Raw genomic sequence first — 21,784 nt, 5'->3', positions numbered from 1 at the left:
CGCTTGCACGGGCGCACGGGCGCACGGGCGCACGGAGCTACGGCGAAGGGCCCCGGGGCGCAGTGCGTCCCGGGGCCCTTCGTCCTGCGTGTGTCAGAAGCGGCGCGAGGCTCAGGCCTCGGGCTTCTCCTCGACCTCGGCGGCCTCGACGACGGCCTCGACCGTCTCGGCGGCGGCCTCCTCGGCCTCCTCCTCGTCGTCCAGGTCGACGATCTCGCCGTTGGTGTCCTTGACCGTGGCGGCCTCGACGACCAGGGCCAGGGCCTTGCCGCGGGCGACCTCGCCGACCAGGAGCGGAACCTGGCCGCCCTCGACGACCGCCTGGGCGAACTGGTCGGGGGACATGCCGGAGGACGCGGCGCGGCGCATGAGGTGCTCGGTGAGCTCCTCCTGGTTGACGTTCAGGTTCTCGCGCTTGACGAGCTCGTCCAGCACGAACTGGGTCTTGATGCCCTTGACCGCGGCCTCGTTGGTCTCGGCGTCGAACTCCTCCTCGGTCTTGCCCTGGATCTCCAGGTACTTCGCGAGGTCGAGGCCCATCTGGCCGAGCTGGTGGTGCTCGAGGTTGTGCTTACGGGTGTTGATCTCGTCCTCGAGCAGCTTCTCGGGGACCGGGACCTCGACCAGCTCGAGCAGCTTCTCCAGGACGCGCTCCTGGGCCTGCGTGGCCTGGTCGTACTGCTTCATGTTCTCGAGGCGCTTGCGGCTGTCGCCCTTGAGCTCGTCGAGGGTGTCGAACTCGGAGGCGAGCTGCGCGAACTCGTCGTCCAGCTCGGGCAGTTCGCGGGCGGCGACCTGGGTGACCTTGACGGTGACCTCGGCCTCCTTGCCGGCCGCCGAGCCGCCCTTGAGCTCGGAGGTGAAGGTGGCCTCGCCACCGGCCTCCAGGCCCTTCACGGCCTCGTCGATGCCTTCCAGCAGCTCGCCGGAACCGATGGTGTACGAGACACCCTCGGCGACGCCGTCCTCGAGGACCTCGCCGTCCACCTTCGCCTGCAGGTCGATGGTGACGACGTCGCCGTCCTCGGCGGCGCGCTCGACGGGGCTCGTCGAGGCGAAGCGCTCACGGAGCTGCTCCACCGACTTCTCGACGTCCTCGTCCGACACCTCGACGGCGTCCACCTCGACCTCGATGCCGGAGAAGTCCGGGATCTCCAGGGCCGGGCGGATGTCGACCTCGGCGGTGAAGTTCAGCGTCTCGCCGTCCTTCAGCTCCGTGATGTCGACCTCGGGCTGGCCCAGCACGGCGAGCTCGGCCTCGTTGACCGCCTCCGTGTAGAACTTCGGGAGCGCGTCGTTGACGGCCTCCTCCAGCACGGCGCCGCGGCCGAACCGCTGGTCGATGACCCGGGCCGGGATCTTGCCCTTGCGGAAGCCCTTCACCGTGACCTGCTGGTTGATCTTCTTGTACGCCGCGTCGAGGCTGTCCTTGAGCTCCTCGAAGGGCACCTCGACAGTGAGCCGAACCCGGGTCGGGTTCAGGGTCTCCACGGCGCTCTTCACGGTTCGGTCTCCTTGTGGCTGACTTCTTGGTTTCTGCCGGGACCCGACGGGTCCGGCGGATTTCGTCGCCCGGAGACTTCAGAACAAGAGACACACGGGCGCGCAGCTTGCATAGTAACCGCAGCGGCTACCCGCCCCCAAAGGCGATCACGCGAGGGTGATCCGTCCGGACTGCCGTCCGGATGGTCGGGGTGGCGGGATTTGAACCCACGGCCTTCCGCTCCCAAAGCGGACGCGCTACCAAGCTGCGCCACACCCCGTCTGGTGCGAGACGTAGGGTACATGCCCGCAGGCAGCGGGGCTGCCGTATTTCAGGCGGACGTAGGGAGTGTGCGGTGAGCGCGTGCGAACCGCTACGATGCCTGTGTGCCGCGGTCACCCGACCTGCGACACATCCGCGCGGGCGTAGCTCAATGGTAGAGCCCTAGTCTTCCAAACTAGCTACGCGGGTTCGATTCCCGTCGCCCGCTCTGTACGCATCCAGGGCCCGGTCCGAAGAGTGATCTTCCGACCGGGCCCTGATGCGTTTGCCGGCGCCGGAACCGAGATCACTTCGACTCGCCCGAGATCACTCCTTTGCGCCCCGGGGTGCTGCCGGGCGCACCGTCTCCCGCTCCGGCGCACACGCCATCGCTCCCGCGCGCCCCGGGCCGAGCGGCCCCGCCGGAACGGCCGGCTCAGAAGTTGATCGAGTTGATCGTGTCCGCGAGCGAGTTCAGGAAACGGTTTATCGACGGGGCCATGCCGGTCGAGGCGAGGAAGAAGCCGAACAGGATCGCGACGATCGCGGGCCCCGCCTTGATCGAGCCGCCCCGGATCAACACCACCAGGATGATCGCCAACAGCAGCACCACGGACAGTGAAATGGCCACAACTGATCACACCCTCGGTCGGTCCGCTCTCCCGGCCTGGGGATGCCGGCATCGCGCACCCCCGCCAGAACCATCGTGCCACCAACACGGCCCGCGTATGCGGCCCGTGACGCATCATCGGCCGGAACCGGGCCCGGGCGTTCGCGCGAAAGGGCGCCGGACGGGGCGGGCACAGCAATTCGAGGCTCCACTCGCACAGGAAATTGCAGAGATCGTTTCGGTATCCGCACAGCCCGCGCACAGCCAATTCGATTTACCGGCCGGGGGTCGCGGCAAGCACCCCCACCAGCGCCGGTATGCACCCTTTCGGATGGATGAATTGCGACATCGAGGGAGGAACCTCCGCGCCGGAGCGCCGACCATGTGGGCGCCATCACGCCGACACCGAAGTCGACTTGGGGAAATTGCGGGGTACCCGGAGCCCATAAACCGTATTGACGTGGGGTGTTTTACGGAAACCCACACACGACGCTAGGGTGCCTCAAATGTTCCACGCCGCCTCGCCCTCGCCGCATGTTCAGCAGGATCAGAACAACCAGGACAAGCCGGACATGCAGAACAAGCAGCACGAGTCCGGCGATCAACCGCAGAATCGGCCCAAGCAGCGCGACTCGTTCTTCGACAACGCCAAGTACCTGGCGATCGTGCTGGTGGCCGTGGCCCACTCCTGGGAGCCGCTGAAGGGCGACAGCCGGATCCTCCAGGGCGTGTACATGGTCGTGTACGCGTTCCACATGCCCGCGTTCATCATCATCTCCGGCTTCTTCTCCCGGAGTTTCGACGCGCGCCCGGACCGGCTGAAGCGGCTCGTGACCGGTGTCCTGGTGCCGTACGTCCTCTTCGAGACGGCCTACCCGCTGTTCAGGCGGGTCGTGGACCACGCCCCGGACCAGGAGATCAGCCTCCTCGACCCCTGGTACCTGACCTGGTTCCTGTGCGCCCTGTTCATCTGGCGGCTCACCACGCCGATCTGGAAGCTGGTGCGCCATCCGCTGCCGGTCGCGCTCGGCGTGGCCGCGCTCGCGTCCGTCACCCCGGCCATCGGCGACGACCTGGACCTGCAACGCGTCCTTCAGTTCCTGCCGTTCTTCGTGCTGGGGCTGTGCCTGAAGCCGGAGCACTTCCGGCTGGTGCGCCGCCGCTCGGTGCGTATCGCCGCCGTCCCGGTGTTCGCGTTCGCGCTGGCCTTCGGCTGGTGGGCGGTGCCGCGGATGAACGCCGCGTGGCTCTACCACCGCGACGCCGCACAGGAGCTGGCCGCGCCCTGGTGGGCCGGGCCGGTGATGCAGCTGGCGCTGTTCGGCTGCTCGCTGGTGCTGACCGCCTGCTTCTTCGCCTGGGTACCGGGCCGCAGGCTGTGGTTCACGGCGCTCGGCGCGGGCACGCTCTACGGCTATCTGCTGCACGGCTTCCTGATCAAGGCCGGTGAGTACCGCGGCTGGTTCGAGCACAGCCGGCTGCACCGGCCGCTCGGCGAGATCCTCGTCAGCGTCCTCGCGGCCGCGGCCGTCACCCTGCTGTGCACCCCGCCCGTGCAGCGGGTGTTCCGGTTCGCGATGGAGCCGACGATGGCGTGGGCCTTCAAGCGGGACGCGGCGGAAGTGGCGCGTGAACGCGTGAAGGTCGGTGCGTAGGCGCTCCGCTGGGTGCTTTTGGACTCCGCTTCGCCGAGCGCCGTCGGGCGTCCGCCGAGTTGCGTCCGCGGGTTCGTCGTGGCTGGTCGCGCAGTTCCCCGCGCCCCTGAAGAGCACCCCTTCGGGGCGCGTCTTCGGGGCGCCGCTTCAGAGCGTGTCCTCAGGGTGTGAGGCCGAGGAGTCGGCGCATGTGGGCGTACTTCTCGGTCAGCCGGTCCCGGGTGGCCGGGTCGAGGACCGCCAGGCGCGCCGGGTCCGCGTTGTGCGCCAGGTCCGCCTCCTTCACCAGCAGCGCCCCGGGCGTGGCGAGGACGCGCCCCGCGTACGCCGCCGGGTCCTCCCCGGTCCGCTTGGTGACGGCGAGCACGATGTCCTTGGTGCGCGCGCTCAGCGCGGCCTCGTGCAGCCATCGCGCGGACAGCGCGCCGTCCTCGACGGAGTCGTGCAGCCAGGCCGCCGCGATCTGTTCGTCGTCCCCGCCGCGTGCGCGCACGCCGTCGGCGACGGCCCGCAGGTGTTCGGCGTACGGCCGTCCCGCCTTGTCGGTCTGTCCCTGGTGGGCCGCCCGGGCCAGCGCCTCCACCTCGGCGAGGCTCAGCATGGCCGCCGTCACCGGACGGCCGCCGCGGTCGGGCCCTCGCGGCAGACCAGCAGCAGCGCCCGGTCGTCGTTGACGTCCTTCGCCACCGCCTCGATGAGGTGCCAGGCGGCACCCTGGAAGCCGCCGGCCACATAGCGGTCGGCGGCGCCGGTCAGCCGGTCGATGCCCTCGACGATGTCGCGGTCGGAGGTCTCGACCAGGCCGTCGGTGAACAGCATCAGCACGTCGCCGGGGCGCAGGGAGCCCTTGACCGGGTCGAACCGGGCGCCGTCGTAGACACCGAGGAGCGGGCCCTCGGCGGCCTTCTCCTCCCAGCGGCCGCTGCCCGCGCTGAGCTGGAGGCCCGGCGGGTGTCCGGCGGAGTAGAGCTCGTAGTCGCCGGAGTCCAGGTCCAGGACCAGGTGGATGGAGGTCGCGAAGCCCTCGTCCCAGTCCTGGCGCAGCAGGTAGCCGTTGGCGGCCGGCAGGAAGGCGTGCGGCGGCAGGGAGCCGAGCAGACCCCCGAACGCGCCCGACAGCAGCAGGGCGCGGGAGCCCGCGTCCATGCCCTTGCCCGACACGTCGGTCAGCACGACCTCCATGGTGCGGCCGCCGTTGGTGCGGGCCGCGACCACGAAGTCGCCGGAGAAGGACTGGCCGCCCGCCGGGCGCAGCGCCATCTCGCGGTGCCAGCCGCGGGGCAGCTTCGGCAGCTTGCTCTGCACCCGGATGCGTTCGCGCAGGTCGAACAGCATGGTGCCGCCGCGCCGCCAGGGCACGCCGACCCGGCTGCGGAACTGGGCGATCAGTAGTCCGACGAAGCCGCAGGCGGCGACGACCAGGACCACGCCCGGGGTGACCCGGGAGGGCCCCTGGGTGTAGGGGCCCAGTTTCACGGACTCCACGATCAGCGCGGTGGCCGCGGCCGCGTACAGGCCCAGCAGGCTCGCCGGGCGCAGCAGCAGGCCGCCGGCGACGATCGGCAGGACCAGCGCGGCCGGTGAGCACCAGACCGAGTTGGCGAGGGTGGTGGCCGCGATCAGCGGGATGGTGAGCAGCAGTCCGGCCAGCGCGATCCAGTCCGAGCCGTCGCCGCGGAAGTAGTCCACGGCGGATCTGCGCACGCCGACGCGGGCCCGGTGCCATTGCATCTTCAACCGGGCCGTGAACGTCTCGGCCGCTGCGCGCCGCTCTCGTCCTGCTGCCATTAGTTCGGGACCCTATCCATCGGACCTGCCGCTTGGCACGGGAGGTCCCGCTTGTCCCCCGTCCGAGCCTCGACCTCACAGTGAACTTCACGGGAGGCCGTCGTGCGTCGGGCACGGGGAAATTCGTTCGCCGGACCCTCGAAGCCCTGGTACGCATGGCCCATGGCACTTCACCTGCCCGAGGGGGCGACCGAGCTGCGGGTGCTGCGGCGCGACGACTGGGACCAGTGGTACGGCAACCTGACGCGCGCCTTCGGCGGCGGCGAGCAGGCGGCCGAGGTGGTGGCGCTGTGGCGCGACGAGCTCATCGACGTCGACCGCGCGCTCGCCGTGTGGGACGGGGACCGCTGTGTGGGGTCGGCGGGGGCGTACGCGTTCCGGCTGACCGTGCCGGGCGGCGCCTCGGTGCCTGCGGCGGGCGTCACGATGGTCGGCGTGGCGGCCACGCACCGCCGGCGCGGGGTGCTGACCTCGATGATGCGACGCCAGCTGGACGATGTGCGGAGCTGGGGCGAGCCGCTGGCGGTGCTGACCGCGTCGGAGCCGGCGATCTACGGCCGGTTCGGGTACGCCCCGGCGACGTTCGGGATCAGCGCGGAGATCGACACCGGCCGCGCGACGCTGTCCGTGCCGGACGGCACGGATGCCGTACGTCTGCGGTACGAGCGTCCGGCGGACGTCCTGGACGTGTGCGAGACGGTGTACGCGCGGACGGTGCCGGCCCGTGCGGGCATGCTGGCCCGGCAGTCCGGCTGGGACCGGGTGGGAGTGCTGGACCCGGCGCAGGACCGGGACGGCGCGTCGGCGTTGCAGTGCGTGGTCGCCGAGCGGGACGGGGAGCCCACCGGGTACGCCCGGTTCCGGGTCGCGCTGCGCTGGACGGACGCCGGGCACGACGGCCAGGTGGTCCTCCAGGATCTCGCCGCGCTCGATCCGGCGTCGGAGGCGGCCCTGTGGCGCTTCCTGTTCGGTATCGACCTGACGACCTCGCTGAAGGTGCGCGGACGGCCGGTCGACGAGGCGTGGCAGTTCCAGGTGTCCGACATCCGGCGGTGTCGACTGGGGCTGCGGGACGCGTTGTACGTACGGCTGGTGGAGGTCGGGGCGGCACTGGCGGCGCGGACGTACCAGGCGCCGGTGGACGTGGTGTTCGAGGTCGAGGACGCCTTCTGCCCGTGGAACGCGGGGCGTTGGCGGCTGACCGGGGACGCGAAGGGCGCGTCCTGTGCCCGCACCACGGACGCCGCCGATCTCGCCCTGTCGGTGCGGGAGTTGGCGGCGGCGTATCTCGGCGGGGTGTCACTGGCCGCGCTGGCGGCGGCCGGCCGGGTGCGCGAACTGCGGCAAGGGGCCCTGGCCGAGGCCTCGTCGGCGTTCGGCGGGCTCGTGGCCCCCTGGCTGCCGCACGGGTTCTGAGCCGGCCGGGTCAGGCGGCCCGTCGGCGGGCCCGGGTCAGGTCCGCTGGCAGGTCGGGCACCAGAAGAGGTTGCGGGCGGCGAGGTCGGCGGTGCGGATCCCGTCGCCGCACAGGTGGCAGGGCAGCCGGGCGCGGCGGTAGACGTAGACCTCGCCGCCGTGGTCGTCGACGCGGGGCGGACGGCCCATCGCCTCCGGGGTGTGCTGCGGGCGGACGGTGTCGATGCGGTTGTTGCGGACGCCCTCGCGCATGAGCCCGGCCAGGTCGCCCCAGATCGCGTCCCACTCGGCGGGGGTGATGTCCCGGCCCGCCCGGTAGGGGTCGATGTGGTGCCGGAAGAGGACCTCGGCGCGGTAGACGTTGCCCACCCCGGCGATGACCTTCTGGTCCATGAGGAGCGCGGCGATCGTCGTACGGCTGCGGCGCACGCGGGCGTACGCGGCGGCCGGGTCGGCGTCGGCGCGCAGCGGGTCGGGGCCGAGACGGTCGTGTATCGCCTGCTTCTCGGCGCGGGTGATCAGCGCGCAGGTGGTGGGGCCGCGCAGGTCGACGTACGCGGTGTCGTTGGCGACGCGCAGCCGGACGGTGTCCGTGGGCGGCGGCGCGGGGGCGTCGCCGAAGTCGACCTTGCCGAAGAGGCCGAGGTGGATGTGGACCCAGTCGGCGTCCTCGCTGTCGCGGAAGCCGAGGAAGAGGTGCTTGCCGTGGGCGTCGGCGGTGCGCAGGACGGCGCCGTCGAGAAGGGCTGCCGCCTCGCCGAACCTGCCCTGAGGGCTGGTGACCCGCGTGGCACGGGCCGCGAAGGCGGCGGCGTAGTCCTGCGCGAGCCGGTGAATCGTGTGCCCCTCTGGCACGTCCTGTCGTCCTTTCCCACCCGTACGCCGGTACCGGTCCCCCGACCGGTGGAGCCCTGTGGACCCCGGGGGGCGTCACCCCCGGGGCCGGGCGTCTGCCGCTACTGCTGCGGGTGGTGCGCCGGGATCGGCGGGAGGTCGCCCGTGGTCTCGTAGCCGGAGAGCATGTCGATACGGCGGATGTGGCGCTCGTCACCGGAGAACGGCGTGCCGAGGAAGGTCTCGACGAACTTCGTCGCCTCCTCCTGGCTGTGCATCCGCGCGCCCACGGCGACGACGTTCGCGTTGTTGTGCTGGCGGCCAAGGGACGCGGTCTCCTCGCTCCAGGCGAGGGCCGCACGCACGCCCTTCACCTTGTTCGCGGCGATCTGCTCGCCGTTGCCGGAGCCGCCGATGACGATGCCGAGCGCCTCGGGGTCCGCGGCCGTGCGCTCCGCGGCGCGCAGGCAGAAGGGCGGGTAGTCGTCCTGGGCGTCGTAGATGTGGGGGCCGCAGTCGACGGGCTCGTGTCCCGCCTCCTTGAGCCATTCGACGAGGTGGTTCTTGAGTTCGAAGCCCGCATGGTCGGAGCCGAGATACACGCGCATGGATCGAGTGTGACACGGGCGTTGCGGGGCAGCAGCGTTGGGTGCGCGACGGACGGGTGTGACCGGGGCTACAGAACCTTAGGTTTTTCCGACGTACGATCCGGAATCAAAGGTTCCAGGATTCGTAACCCTCCGTTTCGCTGGACCGTCCCGTACACCGCTCGTGCGGGAGCCCCTCGAGTGGCGCAAAGGAAATCCCTCCCATGACTTCGCAGTCGACCCTGCCGAAGACCGGAAGCGGCCACGGAGAATCCGGCGATCCCGGTTCCTCTCTCCACGCCGGTCTCAAGAACCGACACCTGTCGATGATCGCCATCGGCGGCGTCATCGGCGCCGGCCTCTTCGTAGGCTCGAGTTCCGGCATCGCCACCGCGGGCCCCGGCATCCTCCTGTCGTACGCACTCGTCGGCACGCTCGTCGTGCTGGTGATGCGGATGCTCGGCGAGATGTCCGCGGCCAACCCGACCTCCGGTTCCTTCTCCGCGCACGCCGACCGGGCGCTCGGCCGCTGGGCCGGGTTCTCCATCGGCTGGCTCTACTGGTTCTTCTGGGTCGTCGTGCTGGCCGTGGAGGCCACCGCCGGCGCCAAGATCCTGGAGTCGTGGATACCCGGCGTCCCCCAGTGGGGCTGGGCGCTGATCGTGATGGCGGTGCTGACCGCCACCAACCTGGTCTCCGTCAGCTCCTACGGCGAGTTCGAGTTCTGGTTCGCCGGGATCAAGGTCGTCGCCATCGGCGCGTTCATCGTCGTCGGCGCGCTCGCCATATTCGGTGTGCTGCCCGGCGTCCACAGCGACAAGGCCGGCCTCGGGAACCTGACCGAGCACGGCGGATTCCTGCCCCACGGTCCGGGCGCCATCCTCACGGGTGTGCTGCTCGTCGTCTTCTCCTTCATGGGCAGCGAGATCGCCACCCTGGCCGCGGGCGAGTCGGAGAACCCGCAGCGGGCCGTCACGAAGTCCACCAACAGCATCATCTGGCGGATCGGCGTCTTCTACCTCGGCTCGATCCTCGTGGTCGTCTCCCTGCTGCCGTGGAACGACCCGTCGATCAAGGAGAAGGGCTCGTACGTCGCCGCCCTCGACTCCCTCGGTATCGCGCACGCCGGTCAGATCATGAACTTCATCGTGCTGACCTCGGTGCTGTCCTGCCTCAACTCCGGCCTGTACACGGCCTCCCGCATGGCCTTCTCGCTGGGCCAGCGCGGCGACGCGCCCAGGGCCTTCGCGCGGACCACCTCCCGCGGTGTGCCGCGGGCGGCGATCCTGGCCTCCGTCGCCTTCGGCTTCGTCGCGGTGTTCTTCAACTACAAGTTCCCGGACTCGGTCTTCCTCTTCCTCGTCAACTCCTCCGGTGCGGTCGCCCTGTTCGTCTGGCTGGTGATCTGCTTCTCGCAGCTGCGCATGCGGAAGATCATCAAGGCCGAGGCGCCGGAGAAGCTCATCGTGAAGATGTGGCTGTACCCGTACCTGACCTGGGCGGCGGCCGCGCTGATCGTCTTCGTGCTCGGCTACATGCTGACCGACACCGAGGGCGCGAGCAGCGGGCGTACGACCGTGCTGCTGTCCCTGGGGGTCGCGGCGGTCGTGATCGTGATCGCCCTGGTGAAGGAGAAGGTCCGCGGCGGCCGGACCGCCGTCGTCGAGGCCGCGGCCGCGGCCGACGAGGTGCCGGTGGGCTGAGGCCCGCGGCCCGGACGCCGGGTGTGAACCGAAGGGGAGGGAACCCGCGGGTTCCCTCCCCTTCCGCGTTCCCCGGCCCACGGGTCCGCCGGTCGGCCGGTTGGCCGGTTGGCCGGTTGGCCGGTTCACAGCAGCGTGAAGCCGTCCTTGACCTGGTTGTAGGTCCGCACGGCCCGGCTCTCGATCTGCGGCTGGTACCAGGTGTTGATCTGGTACGACTTGCCGCCCGCGTCGAAGCCCAGCAGTCTGGCGTACCACTGGACGCCCTTCAGGGTGAACGTGTACTCCCAGACGACCGCCGGGTTGCCGCGGAACGTCGTCTCGTCCAGACGGATCTTGCGATAGCCCTGGCCCTGGTGGGCGTTCTGCTCCGAGGTCCGCCAGGTGTCCATCAGATCGCCCCGGGCCAGCGAGGACTTGGCCACCAGCTCCTGGGTGCCGTCGGGCGAGGTGTAGTGCACCTCCGCGCCCGTCTTCACGTCCCGCCGCCAGCCCTTGGGCGTCACCCACGCGAAGCCGCCGGCCTCCTGGTGCGCGCCCGGCGGCAGGCTGGGCGGCCGGAAGGTGCCCTCGACCGTGGGCGAGGGGGTGCCGCCGGTCGGAGCCGTGGCGGAGGCGGAGGCCTGCGGCGAGGAGCCGCCCGCACGGGTTCCCGCGGGCGGGGAGGACGACATCGCCAGCACCACCGCGACGACCGCGCCCGTGGCGGCCACGGCACCGGCGGCGGCCAGGACGGCCGTACGGCGCCGGGCCCTCGCCGGGGAGGACGGCATCGCGGCGCGCGGTCCGGACTCCGGGGTGCGGCCGGCGGCACCGGCGGGACCCGTGACCCCTGCGTCCTCCGTACGGCCCGGATCGCCGGTGCTGCGGGCGTTGCCGCTGCTGCCCGCGTTGCTGGAGGAGGTCTCGGAGCGCACCTCCGAACGCGCCTCCGAGCGCGCCTCCGACCAGGCTTCCGAACGTGCCTCGAAGACGGTTTCGGCTGCGGTTTCCCGTACGGGGGCGGGAGCGGGCTGCCTCGGATCGCGGATGTCCGGCACCCGGGCGCCGTCCACGGAGACCGGGGTGGACGACGCCCCCGGCAGCCGGGGCAGGACCCTGGTGGGCGACTCGACACCGGGGCCGGTGTCCCGACCCCCGGAGGCCGGATCCTGTCCGGACGGGACCGAGTCCTGGGCGACCGGGGGCAGGTCCCTTGCGGTCGGGGCCGGATCCTGGGCGACCGGGGGCAAGTCCCTTGCGGTCGGGGCCGGACCCTCGGGGACAAGGGCCGGGTCCTGGGGATCTGGGGATAAACCCCGGGCAGCCAGGGCCAGGTCCTGAGCGCCAAGGACCGAATCCTGGGAGCCAAGGACCGGCCCCTCAGAGCCAAGGTCCGCGTCCTCTCCGGCGGCCGGAATCGCGTCCTGAGGGTCCGAGGCCGGATCCCGGGCGGCCAGCGCCGAGTCCCGGGGGCCAGGCGCCGGATCCGCGTCGGCCACAGCTGCGTCCTGGGCTTCCGGGGCCGGTTCCCGGGCCGCCGGATCCAGGTCCCCGACAGCCGGAGTCAGGCCCTGGGGCGCCGCCGAGGGCGCCTCGGGCTCGGGCGAGGGGACGGGTGGCGTACCGGGGGTGGAGGGGGCCCGTGCCGGGACCGCGGACGCGGGCTCTCCGGCGGCCTCGGGGGCGGAACCGGCCACCGTCGGGATGACGGAAGCCTCCCCGGAGCCCGGTGCCGCGGCGTTCCCTGCCTCCGGCCCGGCCGCTGTCCACGTCTGGTCCTCGTGCACCGTCGACGGCCCGGTCCCGTACCCCGACCGCGGCCCGTCTCCCCCCTCCCCCGCCGCCGGCCCGGTCTCCCCCGGTGCCTGCCGTTCCGGCTCGGGCGCCGTCGGCGGGGCGGGCTCGTTCGGTCGCTGCGGCTCGGTGGGGGACGTGGCGTCGGTGGACGTGTCGGGCTGCGCCGCCGCGGAGGCCCCGGACAGCCCCGGCGCGCCGCCGACCGCCAGCGTCGGGGTCGGCTCCGGGAACGCGATCGGCCGCAGGGCCGATTCCACGTCCTCCAGGGACGGCCGTACCGTCGGCTCCTTCTCCAGCAGCGCGGCCAGCAGAGCGCGCAACGGACCGGCCGAGGCGGGGAGTTCGGGCTCCTCGTAGAGGACCGCGTGCAGTGTCGCCAGGGTCGTACCGCGGGAGAAGGGGGAGCGGCCGCCCAGCGCGGCGCAGAGGGTCGCACCCAGGGACCACACGTCGGACGGCGGGCCCTGGTGCCGGCCGGAGATCCGCTCGGGGGCCATGTAGTCGGGGGAGCCCACCAGCATGCCGACCATGGTGAGCGCCTTGGCGTCCTGGATCGCGGCGATGCCGAAGTCCGTCAGGACGACGCGCCGCCCGCCGCTCTCCACCAGGACGTTGCCGGGTTTGATGTCACGGTGCAGGACGCCCCCGGCGTGCACCTGCCGCAGCGCCGCCACGAGGCCGAGGCCGATACGGGCCGTCTCCCCCGGGCTCAGCGGTCCGTCCTCCGCGATGGCCCGCTCCAGGGAGCGGCCGGCCACGAGTTCCATCACGATCCACAGGCGTTCGCCCTCGTCCACCACGTCGTACACCCGCACGACGTGGGGATGGTCGATCCGGGCCGTCGCCCGTGCCTCGCGCAGGGTGCGTTCGCGACGGGTGCGCGTGTCCTCCGCGTCGAGTCCGTCGATGCGCATTTCCTTGACGGCGACGAGCCGGTCGAGAATTTCGTCGACGGCTCGCCACACCCGCCCCATTCCGCCCTGCCCGATGCTCTCGACCAGCCGATAACGTCCCGTCACCAGCAGCCCCGGAACTCCGCCGCTCCGCGGGTTTCCCGCACCCCCCTCGCCTCCCGCATCGCCCGGGTTTCCCGGATTCCCCAAGTCTCCCGATTTTCCCTGCACTTCCGCCGCACCCCCCTCTTCGGCAGTCCGCCCGGTCTCCCCTGACACGCAATAGTCACACTTGCTGCCGTACCAGCATAGTGCGGAGAAATCTTGTGGTACCTCTTCAAGTACTGCGGATTCAGGCGCAGTCCAGGGGGACGCAAGGGGGACGAACATGAGTTCTCGTCGAATGAAGGCCATTGCGGGATCGCTGGTCACGGCATCTTTTTCGGCCGTGATGATCCTTCCGTTCACGGCCGTCGCCGATGACCAGGGACCGGGTAGCGACAAGGGGGGAAAGGCTGTTGACGAGGCCCCGGCGGGCGTGAAACTGACCACGCTGCTGCCGGAGAAGATCTCGGTCGACAACGGCTCGAAGAAGACGGCGATCAAAGCCACGGTGAAAAACGAGGGAACCAAGAACAGCGGTGACATCAGGCTTTTGGTGGTCGGTTTCGACGGCCTCGAAGTCACGGATGTCCAGGGCTGCTCGGCGATCGCGAAAAAGGATCTGCCGTCCGGTTCGAACAGCGGTTTCAGTTGCGCCGTCGGCGATCTCGCGGCGGGCAAGTCGAAGTCGTACGACGTCTCCGCGACGTACGACCTGAGCAAGACCGGGAAGATCTGCCTGCCGGTTCAGACCGCCGACGGGAAGAAGACCTTCTGGCAGCAGGGACCGGTCCCGTTCGGCACGTCCAACCCGTCGCCGAACGCCCCTGCCACCCCGCTGCTGCTCGGCACCGACAACCAGCCGGTGGCGCCGGGCGGCGACGAGCTGCCCAAGACCGGCGTCGGACGTGACGTACTGCCGCTGGGCGCGGCCGGTGCGGCGCTGGTCCTGGCGGGCGCGGCGGGGCTGTGGTGGTCGCAGCGGCCACCGCGGGCCCGGCGGGCCTGAGCCCGGCGGGCCTGAGCCCAGCAGGCGTGAGCCCGGCAGGCCTCGAGTCCGCCCCGGGAACGACGAAGAGGTTCGCCGGAGTGCTGTCGCAGTGCGACCCGGCGAACCTCTTCCGCTCCCGCTTGCGCGGGTGCCGGGGCCTGTCGGACAGACCCCGTGGCGTCAGCGCTTGGCGATCTTCCAGGCGGCGGGCAGCGCGCCCATCGCCAGCGCGGCCTTCAGCGCGTCGCCGATCAGGAACGGGGTGAGGCCGGCCGCGATCGCGGCGGAGGCGGACATCCCGGTGGCCAGGGCCAGGTAGGGAACGCCGACGGCGTAGATGATCGCCTCGCCGAGCAGCATCGTGCCCGCCATGCGCAGCACGGAGCGGTCAGCGCCGCGGCGGGCCAGCGCGCCCACGGCGGCGGACGCGAGCAGCATGCCCAGGACGTAACCGAAGGACGGTGCGGCGCCGCCCGAGGTGCCCTCGGCGAACCACGGCACACCGGCGACGCCCGCCACCGCGTACAGGGCGAGGGCGAGGAAGCCGCGGCCGGCGCCGAGGGAGGTGCCCACCAGCAGGGCGGCGAAGGTCTGGCCGGTCACCGGCACCGGGGAGCCCGGGACCGGGACCGAGAGCTGGGCCGCGAGGCCGGTCAGCGCGGCGCCGCCGAGCACGAGGGCGATGTCCCGGACGCGGGACGCGGGGAGCAGGTCGGCGAGGACCTGTCCGGGCCGGGCGGTGGCAGTGGCGGCAGCGGTGCTCATGGGGACTCCGCGGAGGCTGGGCGGCGAGGGACACCGTGACGCTATCCCAGCGGTCGTGGCGTGATCACCGTCAGTGGTCGACAAAGGGAGGATCAAGGCCTTGGTGGGCTTCGGACAAAGATCGTCGGCTACGCACACTCCGGCGTGATGCCGGTCACTGAGGTCGGGTGGCATGGGCAACGGGAAGTGGTACGGCGGGTTTCTGTAGGGATTCACCAACGCCGTCGGAGCGTGCCGTGGGGGCCGTCTCGCCCGTCGGTCGCCGTCTGGGCAGGGGTCCGCCGTTTTGCTAGCTTCGACCGCATGGTTGCTCAGGCCCGGTACTTCTCGTCGCGTCGCTATGTCGACCTGCGACGCCAGGGCACGGCCACCTGTCGCCTCGGCGGGTGAGGCGGGCGGAGCGATCCGGCGCGCCTCACGTCAGCTGACGGCGCAGTGTCGGACCGGCTCCCGAGGAGATGCCCCATGCCCACGCCCACTCCCCTACCCGCACCCCTCTCCCTGCCGCGTACCGCGGCCTCCCGCACCCCGGCCGCCCGCACCCCGGCCGCCCGCACTCCGGCGGCCCGCGCGTCGGCGCCGTCGCCGGTGCCCCGCGTCGCGGACAGCGACCGGCGTCGTACCAGCGCCAGTGTCGTGCTGCGGTCGGTGCTGGAGCACGGGCCGGTCGCGCGCAGCACGATCGCCCGGCTGACCGGGCTGTCCCCGGCGTCGGTGACCGACCACGTGGCCCGGCTCGCCGGGATCGGGCTCGTCCGCGAGGCCGCCGCGCCCGGACGCGCCAAGGGCGCGGGGCGCCCGCACGTGCCCCTCGACCTGGACGACTCCCGGTTCGTGGTGGGCGGGGTACATGTGGCGGTGCCGTTCACCACGGTCGCGCTGCTCGATCTGCGCGGGCGGGTGCTGGAGCGCCGGGAGCTGAAGCACCGCGGCACCGAGCCGTACGAGGTGCTGGCGCGGGCGGCCGAGGGGCTGGCGGCGCTGCTGGCCGGGGCGGCCGGCAGCCGGCCGCTGGGTGTCGGGGTGGCCGTCGGTGGCTGGGTGGACCGGGACTCCGGCACCGTCGTCGAGCATCCGCTGCTCGGCTGGCGCGAGGTGCCGGTGCGGGAGGTCCTCGCGGCGCGCACCGGGCTGCCGGTCCATGTGGACGGCCACGCGCGGGCGTTGGTCAACGCGGAGCGCCTGTTCGGGCAGGCGCGCGGCAGCCGCAGCGTGCTGCATCTGTTCGCGGGGAACGTGGTCGACGCCGCGTTCGCCACGCATGACGAGGTGCACCACGGTCCCCGTTCCCAGTCGGGATCCGTCGCGCATCTGCCGCTGGCCGGCGGCACCGAGCCGTGCGGCTGCGGCCGGACCGGCTGCCTCCAGGCCGAGTTGAGCGAGCGGACGCTGTGCCGGCGGGCCCGGGAGGCGGGGGTCGTCGACGGGGACAACCCGATGCGGGTGCTGGCCGCGGCGGACGCCGGGAACCCGGTGGCGGTCCGGCTGCTGCGGGAGCGGGCGCGGATGACGGGGCGGGCCGCGGGGCTGCTGCTGGACGTCCTGAACCCGGAGCGGGTCGTCGTCACCGAGCTGGGCGTGCTGTTCCGGCAGGACTGTCTCGACGCGCTGCGGGACGAGGTGGGGGCGGAGCGGGCGGGGTGCGTCGCGCCCACCGGTTTCCGGGACCTCGTCCTGGCCGTGGCGGGCGGCGCGGTGGCCCTGGACGTCCTCTACCGGGATCCGCTCACCGTGTCGTCCGAACCGAATTAATTCAGAAACTCCGAATGTTGACAGGCTTCCCGACCGGACAGGACGATGTTCGCATGAGCTGTCGCACTTTCTGTTGCTGACGCCCCGGTGCGCCGGGAGCGCACCCTTCTCGCTGTCTTCCCAGCCGTTTCCCGGCTGACTTTCTCACGCGGATTCCCCGTCATGGCACCGCCGTGCCCGGAATGCCGTACGCACCTTTTCGACGCTTTCCCCTGAGGGGTACTCCCATGCCTTCTTCCTATGACCGTCGGGTGTTTCTCGCCTCGCTGCTCGGTGCGGCGGCCGGTGTCGCCGGGCTCAGCGGCTGCGCCGAGACCAGCGCGGCCGCCACCGACAAGGGCGCCGCCACGGCCCCGCTCGCCGACCGGGTACCGGCCGGCACCAGCCTGAAGATCGCCTCGTACCAGAACGTGCAGCAGTTGCAGTTCGAGCTGGCGAAACTGCCCGAACTGCCTTTCACGGTGTCGAGCTGGGTGAACATCGGGGCCGGTCCCGATGTCATCAACGCCTTCCGGGCGAAATCCCTGGACGTGGCGAACAACGCGGGCATCCCGCCGATCCAGGCGCATTACCAGGGTTATGACGCGAAGATCGTCGCGATCGACGTCACCCGTAAGCCGAACTATCTCTTCGCCACCAAGCCCGGCAGCGACATCCGGACCGTCGCCGATTTCAGGGGGAAGAAGCTGGCGTTCTCGCAGGGGCAGGCACAGGGTGTCGTGCTGCTGCGCGCGCTGAAGAAGGCGGGCCTGAAGTACGACGACGTGACGCTGGTCCCGCTGACCAGCAACCAGTTCCTGACCGCGCTCCAGTCCGGCCAGGTCGACGTCGCCCCGCTCGCCAACAGCCAGGCGCCGGCCTACCTCCAGCAGTACGGGTCCAAGGGCGCCCGTTCGATCACCACCGACGTCGTCGACCTGCTCAACCTGCTGTGGGCGCCCGCGTCGGTGCTCGCCGACCGGGCGAAGGCTGCCGCGGTCGCCGCGTACATCCCGCAGTGGGCGAAGGGCCAGGTGTGGCAGTACGAGAACCCCGACCGCTGGAACGAGGAGTTCTACGTCAAGACGCAGAACCTGACCCTCGCCCAGGCTCGGGCGATCACCGCGCTCGCCAACAAGCCGCTGTTCCCGCCGAGCTGGGACGAGGCGATCGCCTGGGAGCAGGAGACCGCCGATCTGCTCGCGGAGGGCGGCTTCGTGAAGAAGTTCGACGTCTCCTCCCTCTTCGACCACCGCTTCGAGGGCATCGCCGCGAAGTCCGTACCCGCCGAGTACCGGAGCTGACCGCCATGACCGTCACCACCCTGGGCACGGCCGCCCCCGCCGCCGTGGCCACGGAGCAGCCGCGGCGGCGACGCCGGGGCCTGGCTCCCGGAAAACGCCTGCCCGCCGCCCGGCTGGCCGGGCCGCTCCTGCTGCTCGCCCTGTGGGCCGGGGCCTCCGCCGCAGGCCGGCTGGACACGGCCGCGGTCCCGGCGCCCTGGACCGTACTGGACACCGGGGTCCGGCTGTGGACCGACGGGACCCTGCCCACCGATGTCCTCACCTCCCTCGAACGCGCGGCGTACGGCTTCGCGTTCGGTCTGACCGCCGGCGTGGTGCTCGCGCTCGCGTCCGGGCTCAGCCGGACCGGGGAGGCGCTGATCGACGGGACCGTGCAGCTCAACCGGGCGATCCCGGTCCTCGGTCTGATCCCGCTGTTCATCCTGTGGCTGGGCATCGGCGAGACCTTCAAGATCGCGATCATCGCGATCGTCGTCTACATCCCGATCTACCTGAACACCCATGCCGCGCTGTCCGGCATCGACCACCGCTTCGTCGAACTCGCCGAGGTGCAGGGCCTGTCCAGGCTCCGGTTCGTCCGGGAGATCGTGATCCCCGGTGCGCTGCCCGGGTTCTTCGTGGGACTGCGGCTCGGAGTCACCGGCTCCTGGCTGGGCCTGGTGGTCCTGGAGCAGATCAACGCCACCAGCGGCCTCGGCTACATGATGTTCCAGGCCCAGAACTACGGCCAGTCGGACGTCATCCTCGTCGGTCTGCTGATCTACGGCGTCTTCGGTCTGGTCTCCGACAGCGCGGTCCGTCTCGTCGAACGGAGGGTGCTGTCGTGGCGCCGCACACTGAGCAACTGACCCGTCCCGCCGTACGGCTGCGGGGCCTGACCCGGTCCTTCGGCGGGCGTACCGTCCTCGACGGCATCGACCTGGACATCCCCGCCGGGCAGTTCGTCGCCCTCCTCGGGCACAGCGGATCGGGCAAGTCGACCCTGCTGCGGGCCGTCGCGGGCCTGGACCACGAGGTCACCGGGAGCGGGGAACTCGCGGCTCCCGAGCGGGTGTCCGTGGTCTTCCAGGACTCGCGGCTGCTGCCCTGGCGGCGGGTGCTGGACAACGTACTGCTGGGCACGGACGGTACGGACAGGGGGCGGGCGGCACTCGCCGAGGTGGGGCTGGCCGGCCGTGAGCGGGCCTGGCCGAGCGAGCTGTCCGGCGGTGAGGCACAGCGGGCCGCGCTCGCCCGCTCCCTGGTCAGGGAGCCCGAACTGCTGCTCGCCGACGAGCCGTTCGGCGCGCTGGACGCGCTGACCCGGATCAGGATGCACCACCTGCTGCGCGAACTGTGGGAGCGCCACCGGCCGTCCGTGCTGCTCGTCACCCACGACGTGGACGAGGCGATCGTGCTCGCCGACCGTGTGCTCGTCCTCGACCGGGGCCGCATCGGCCTCGACCTGACCATCGACCGCCCGCACCCGCGCTCCTACCGGGACCCGCTGCTCGGCGAGTACCGGGAGCGGCTGCTCGCCGCCCTGGGCGTGACGGAGGACCTCGCATGACCCGGCAACTGCACCTGAACGCGTTCCTGATGAACACCGGCCACCACGAGGCGTCCTGGCGGCTGCCCGAGAGCGACCCGCACGCCCATGTCCGGCTGGAGCACTACGTCCGGCTGGCGCGGACCGCCGAGCGCGGCACCTTCGACTCGCTGTTCCTGGCCGACGGACCCCAGCTGTGGAACAGCGTGGGCCAGCGGCCCTCGGGCGCCCTGGAGCCGCTCACCCTGCTGACCGCGCTGGCGACGGCGACCCGGCACATCGGTCTGATCGCCACCGCCTCCACCTCCTACAACTCCCCCTACAACCTGGCCCGCAAGTTCGCGTCCCTGGATCTCATCAGCGACGGCCGGGCGGGCTGGAACATCGTCACCACCGCCGGCGCCGAGGCGGCCCGCAACTTCGGCCTGGACGCGGAGCCCGCCCATGCCGAGCGGTACGCGCGCGCCGCCGAGTTCCTCGACGTGGCCCTCAAGCTGTGGGACAGCTGGGAGGACGACGCGGTCGTCGCCGACAAGGCGGCCGGAATCTGGGGCGACGCCGCCAAGATCCATCCGCCCCGGCACCGGGGGAGGTACTTCAGCGTCGAGGGCGCCCTCAACGTGCCACGCACCCCGCAGGGTTACCCGCTGCTGGTGCAGGCGGGCTCCTCCGAGGACGGCAAGCGGTTCGCGGCCCGTTACGCGGAGGCGGTGTTCACCGCCCAGCAGACCCTCCAGGACGCGCAGGCCTTCTACGCCGACCTCAAGTCCCGCACCGCCGCGGCCGGGCGTGATCCCGGCCATCTCAAGGTGCTGCCCGGCATCGTCCCGGTCGTCGGCTCCACGCAGGCCGAGGCACGCGCCGCCGAGCAGGTGCTGGAGGAGCACATCGTGCACCGGCACGGGGTGGCCCACCTGGAGAACCTGCTGCGCCTGCCGCCCGGCACCCTCGAACTCGACGCCCCGCTGCCCGCCGGTCTGCCGCCGGAGAGCGCGATCGAGGGCGCGAAGAGCCGCTACACGCTCGTGGTGGAGCTGGCCCGGCGCGAACGCCTCACCGTCCGGCAGCTGATCGGACGGCTGGGCGGCGGCCGCGGCCACCTCACCTTCGCCGGTACGCCCGAGCAGGTCGCCGACAAGATCGAGACGTGGTTCACGCAGGGCGCCGCCGACGGCTTCAACATCATGCCCGCGGTCCTGCCCTCCGGTCTCGACGCCTTCGTCGACCACGTCGTCCCGGTCCTGCGCGCCCGCGGCCTGCTCCGCACGGAGTACGGACCGCGCCAGACCCTGCGGGAGCGCTACGGCCTCCCGCGCCCCGCCAACCAGTACACCGCCGGCGCACCCGCGCTCGTCTGAAGGGAACACCCGTCATGACCGACGTACGTATCCAGAAGATCACCGCGAACATCGGCGCCCGGGTATCCGGCGTCGACATCACCCGGCCGCTGGACGAGGAGACCGCCGCCGCGCTGCGCGAGGCGCTCAATGTGCACAAGGCGCTGGCCTTCGACGCCGAGGGCCTGGACGACGAGGGCCAGCAGGCCTTCGCGCGCCACTTCGGGGACCTGACGACCGCGCATCCGACCGTCGGCGCGGTCGACGGCGCCCCGAACGTGCTGCCCGTCGACAGCGAGCGCGGCCGGGCCGCCAACCACTGGCACACGGACGTCACCTTCGTCCTCAACCCGCCGCAGGCCAGCACGCTGCGCAGCATCACCGTCCCGCCGTACGGCGGCGAGACGCTGATCGCCAGTTCGGCGGCCGCCTACCGCGACCTGCCCGAGCCGCTGCGCCGGTTCGCGGACACGCTGTGGGCGGAGCACACCAACGACTACGACTACGCCGTGCCGCAGGAGGAGATCGACGAGGAGCAGGCCGCCCAGCGCGCCCGGTTCACGTCGATCAAGTACCGCACGGTCCACCCCGTGGTCCGGGTGCATCCGCTGACCGGGGAGCGCGGACTGTTCGTCGGCGGTTTCGCGCAGCGGATCGTGGGGCTGTCGCCGGGCGAGTCCCGCAAGATCCTCGACCTGCTCCAGGCGTACGTCACCCGGCCGGAGAACGTCCTGCGCTGGCGCTGGTCGGAGAACCAGCTGGTGCTGTTCGACAACCGGATCACCCAGCACTACGCCGTCGACAACTACGACCGCGCGCCCCGGCGGCTGCACCGGGTGACGGTCGCCGGTGACGTGCCGGTGGGCATCGAGGGCAAGGAGAGCTACGCGATCGAGGGTGACGCCTCTCACTACACCCCGGTTCCGGTGTGACCGGAGGATCACGGCACGTGAAGCGAGTGTCCGAATATCGGGCACTCCTTCCCGGCAGTCGGATGGGCTGTCCAGACTGTGGGCG

18 protein-coding genes and 2 tRNA genes are annotated in these 21,784 nt (G+C 71.6%); 11 read left to right on the top strand and 9 right to left on the bottom strand.

Going from position 1 to position 21,784, the window contains the following annotated elements; genetic code table 11:
* Nucleotides 1-111: 111 nt before the first annotated feature.
* Nucleotides 112-1,503 (bottom strand): trigger factor, encoded by a 1,392-nt coding sequence (tig, locus tag ABT085_RS03415; protein WP_351601293.1) that lies wholly within the window; start codon nt 1,501-1,503, stop codon nt 112-114.
* 183 nt (nt 1,504-1,686) lie between these two features.
* Nucleotides 1,687-1,763 (bottom strand) — tRNA-Pro (locus ABT085_RS03410).
* A gap of 139 nt (nt 1,764-1,902) precedes the next feature.
* Here ABT085_RS03410 and ABT085_RS03405 point away from each other — a divergent pair.
* A tRNA-Gly gene (locus ABT085_RS03405) sits at nt 1,903-1,973 on the top strand.
* Between the two features lie 207 nt (nt 1,974-2,180).
* Here ABT085_RS03405 and ABT085_RS03400 read toward each other — a convergent pair.
* A complete protein-coding gene (locus ABT085_RS03400; RefSeq protein WP_069772786.1) occupies nt 2,181-2,375 on the bottom strand; it encodes a hypothetical protein in 195 nt (64 codons plus the stop codon).
* 551 nt (nt 2,376-2,926) lie between these two features.
* On the opposite strand from ABT085_RS03400, the gene ABT085_RS03395 reads away from it, so the two are divergent.
* Nucleotides 2,927-4,009: an acyltransferase family protein gene (locus ABT085_RS03395; RefSeq protein WP_351601364.1), complete on the top strand. Its 1,083-nt coding sequence runs from the start codon at nt 2,927-2,929 to the stop codon at nt 4,007-4,009.
* A 160-nt stretch (nt 4,010-4,169) separates the two neighbouring features.
* On the opposite strand, the gene ABT085_RS03390 is transcribed toward ABT085_RS03395, so the two are convergent.
* On the bottom strand, nt 4,170-4,610 hold the full coding sequence (locus ABT085_RS03390; protein WP_351601290.1) for an HD domain-containing protein: 441 nt from the start codon (nt 4,608-4,610) through the stop codon (nt 4,170-4,172).
* Between the two features lie 8 nt (nt 4,611-4,618).
* Nucleotides 4,619-5,797 (bottom strand): PP2C family protein-serine/threonine phosphatase, encoded by a 1,179-nt coding sequence (locus ABT085_RS03385; protein WP_351601287.1) that lies wholly within the window; start codon nt 5,795-5,797, stop codon nt 4,619-4,621.
* Nucleotides 5,798-5,959: 162 nt separating this feature from the next.
* On the opposite strand from ABT085_RS03385, the gene ABT085_RS03380 reads away from it, so the two are divergent.
* Entirely contained in the window at nt 5,960-7,213 is a 1,254-nt protein-coding gene (locus tag ABT085_RS03380; RefSeq protein WP_351601284.1) for a GNAT family N-acetyltransferase, read from the top strand.
* A gap of 36 nt (nt 7,214-7,249) precedes the next feature.
* Here ABT085_RS03380 and ABT085_RS03375 read toward each other — a convergent pair whose 3' ends face one another.
* On the bottom strand, nt 7,250-8,068 hold the full coding sequence (locus ABT085_RS03375; protein ID WP_351601281.1) for an Fpg/Nei family DNA glycosylase: 819 nt from the start codon (nt 8,066-8,068) through the stop codon (nt 7,250-7,252).
* A gap of 101 nt (nt 8,069-8,169) precedes the next feature.
* Nucleotides 8,170-8,655 (bottom strand): ribose-5-phosphate isomerase, encoded by a 486-nt coding sequence (locus tag ABT085_RS03370; RefSeq protein WP_152894684.1) that lies wholly within the window; start codon nt 8,653-8,655, stop codon nt 8,170-8,172.
* A gap of 203 nt (nt 8,656-8,858) precedes the next feature.
* Between ABT085_RS03370 and ABT085_RS03365 the strand changes: the two genes are divergently transcribed.
* Nucleotides 8,859-10,337: an amino acid permease gene (locus ABT085_RS03365; protein WP_351601277.1), complete on the top strand. Its 1,479-nt coding sequence runs from the start codon at nt 8,859-8,861 to the stop codon at nt 10,335-10,337.
* A gap of 125 nt (nt 10,338-10,462) precedes the next feature.
* Here ABT085_RS03365 and ABT085_RS03360 read toward each other — a convergent pair whose 3' ends face one another.
* Nucleotides 10,463-13,135: a protein kinase domain-containing protein gene (locus tag ABT085_RS03360; protein WP_502982606.1), complete on the bottom strand. Its 2,673-nt coding sequence runs from the start codon at nt 13,133-13,135 to the stop codon at nt 10,463-10,465.
* Nucleotides 13,136-13,397: 262 nt separating this feature from the next.
* On the opposite strand from ABT085_RS03360, the gene ABT085_RS03355 reads away from it, so the two are divergent.
* A complete protein-coding gene (locus tag ABT085_RS03355) occupies nt 13,398-14,120 on the top strand; it encodes an LPXTG cell wall anchor domain-containing protein (RefSeq protein WP_351601358.1) in 723 nt (240 codons plus the stop codon).
* A gap of 162 nt (nt 14,121-14,282) precedes the next feature.
* Here ABT085_RS03355 and ABT085_RS03350 read toward each other — a convergent pair whose 3' ends face one another.
* Nucleotides 14,283-14,867, bottom strand: a complete 585-nt coding sequence (locus ABT085_RS03350) for a biotin transporter BioY (RefSeq protein WP_351601274.1) — start codon at nt 14,865-14,867, stop codon at nt 14,283-14,285.
* 501 nt (nt 14,868-15,368) lie between these two features.
* Between ABT085_RS03350 and ABT085_RS03345 the strand changes: the two genes are divergently transcribed.
* The 6 genes from ABT085_RS03345 to ABT085_RS03320 all read left to right on the top strand — a co-directional run bounded on the left by ABT085_RS03345 (nt 15,369) and on the right by ABT085_RS03320 (nt 21,699).
* Nucleotides 15,369-16,619 carry an ROK family protein gene (locus tag ABT085_RS03345; RefSeq protein WP_502982611.1) on the top strand — a complete coding sequence of 417 codons (1,251 nt, stop codon included), beginning with the start codon at nt 15,369-15,371 and terminating at the stop codon, nt 16,617-16,619.
* Nucleotides 16,620-16,846: 227 nt separating this feature from the next.
* Complete coding sequence (locus ABT085_RS03340) at nt 16,847-17,902, top strand: ABC transporter substrate-binding protein (RefSeq protein WP_351601269.1); 1,056 nt, start codon at nt 16,847-16,849, stop codon at nt 17,900-17,902.
* Nucleotides 17,903-17,907: 5 nt separating this feature from the next.
* Entirely contained in the window at nt 17,908-18,750 is an 843-nt protein-coding gene (locus ABT085_RS03335; protein WP_351601266.1) for an ABC transporter permease, read from the top strand.
* A complete protein-coding gene (locus ABT085_RS03330; protein WP_351601263.1) occupies nt 18,726-19,451 on the top strand; it encodes an ABC transporter ATP-binding protein in 726 nt (241 codons plus the stop codon). Before ABT085_RS03335 ends, ABT085_RS03330 begins: the two co-directional genes overlap by 25 nt.
* Nucleotides 19,448-20,788 carry an LLM class flavin-dependent oxidoreductase gene (locus tag ABT085_RS03325; protein ID WP_351601260.1) on the top strand — a complete coding sequence of 447 codons (1,341 nt, stop codon included), beginning with the start codon at nt 19,448-19,450 and terminating at the stop codon, nt 20,786-20,788. Before ABT085_RS03330 ends, ABT085_RS03325 begins: the two co-directional genes overlap by 4 nt.
* 14 nt (nt 20,789-20,802) lie before the next feature.
* Entirely contained in the window at nt 20,803-21,699 is an 897-nt protein-coding gene (locus ABT085_RS03320) for a TauD/TfdA dioxygenase family protein (RefSeq protein WP_351601257.1), read from the top strand.
* Nucleotides 21,700-21,784: the final 85 nt, after the last annotated feature.

Source organism: Streptomyces sp. NPDC002265 (assembly GCF_040296125.1).
GTDB lineage: Bacteria > Actinomycetota > Actinomycetes > Streptomycetales > Streptomycetaceae > Streptomyces.
Note: the sequence above shows the minus strand (reverse complement) of the source record. Positions and strands in the feature narration are given on the sequence as shown.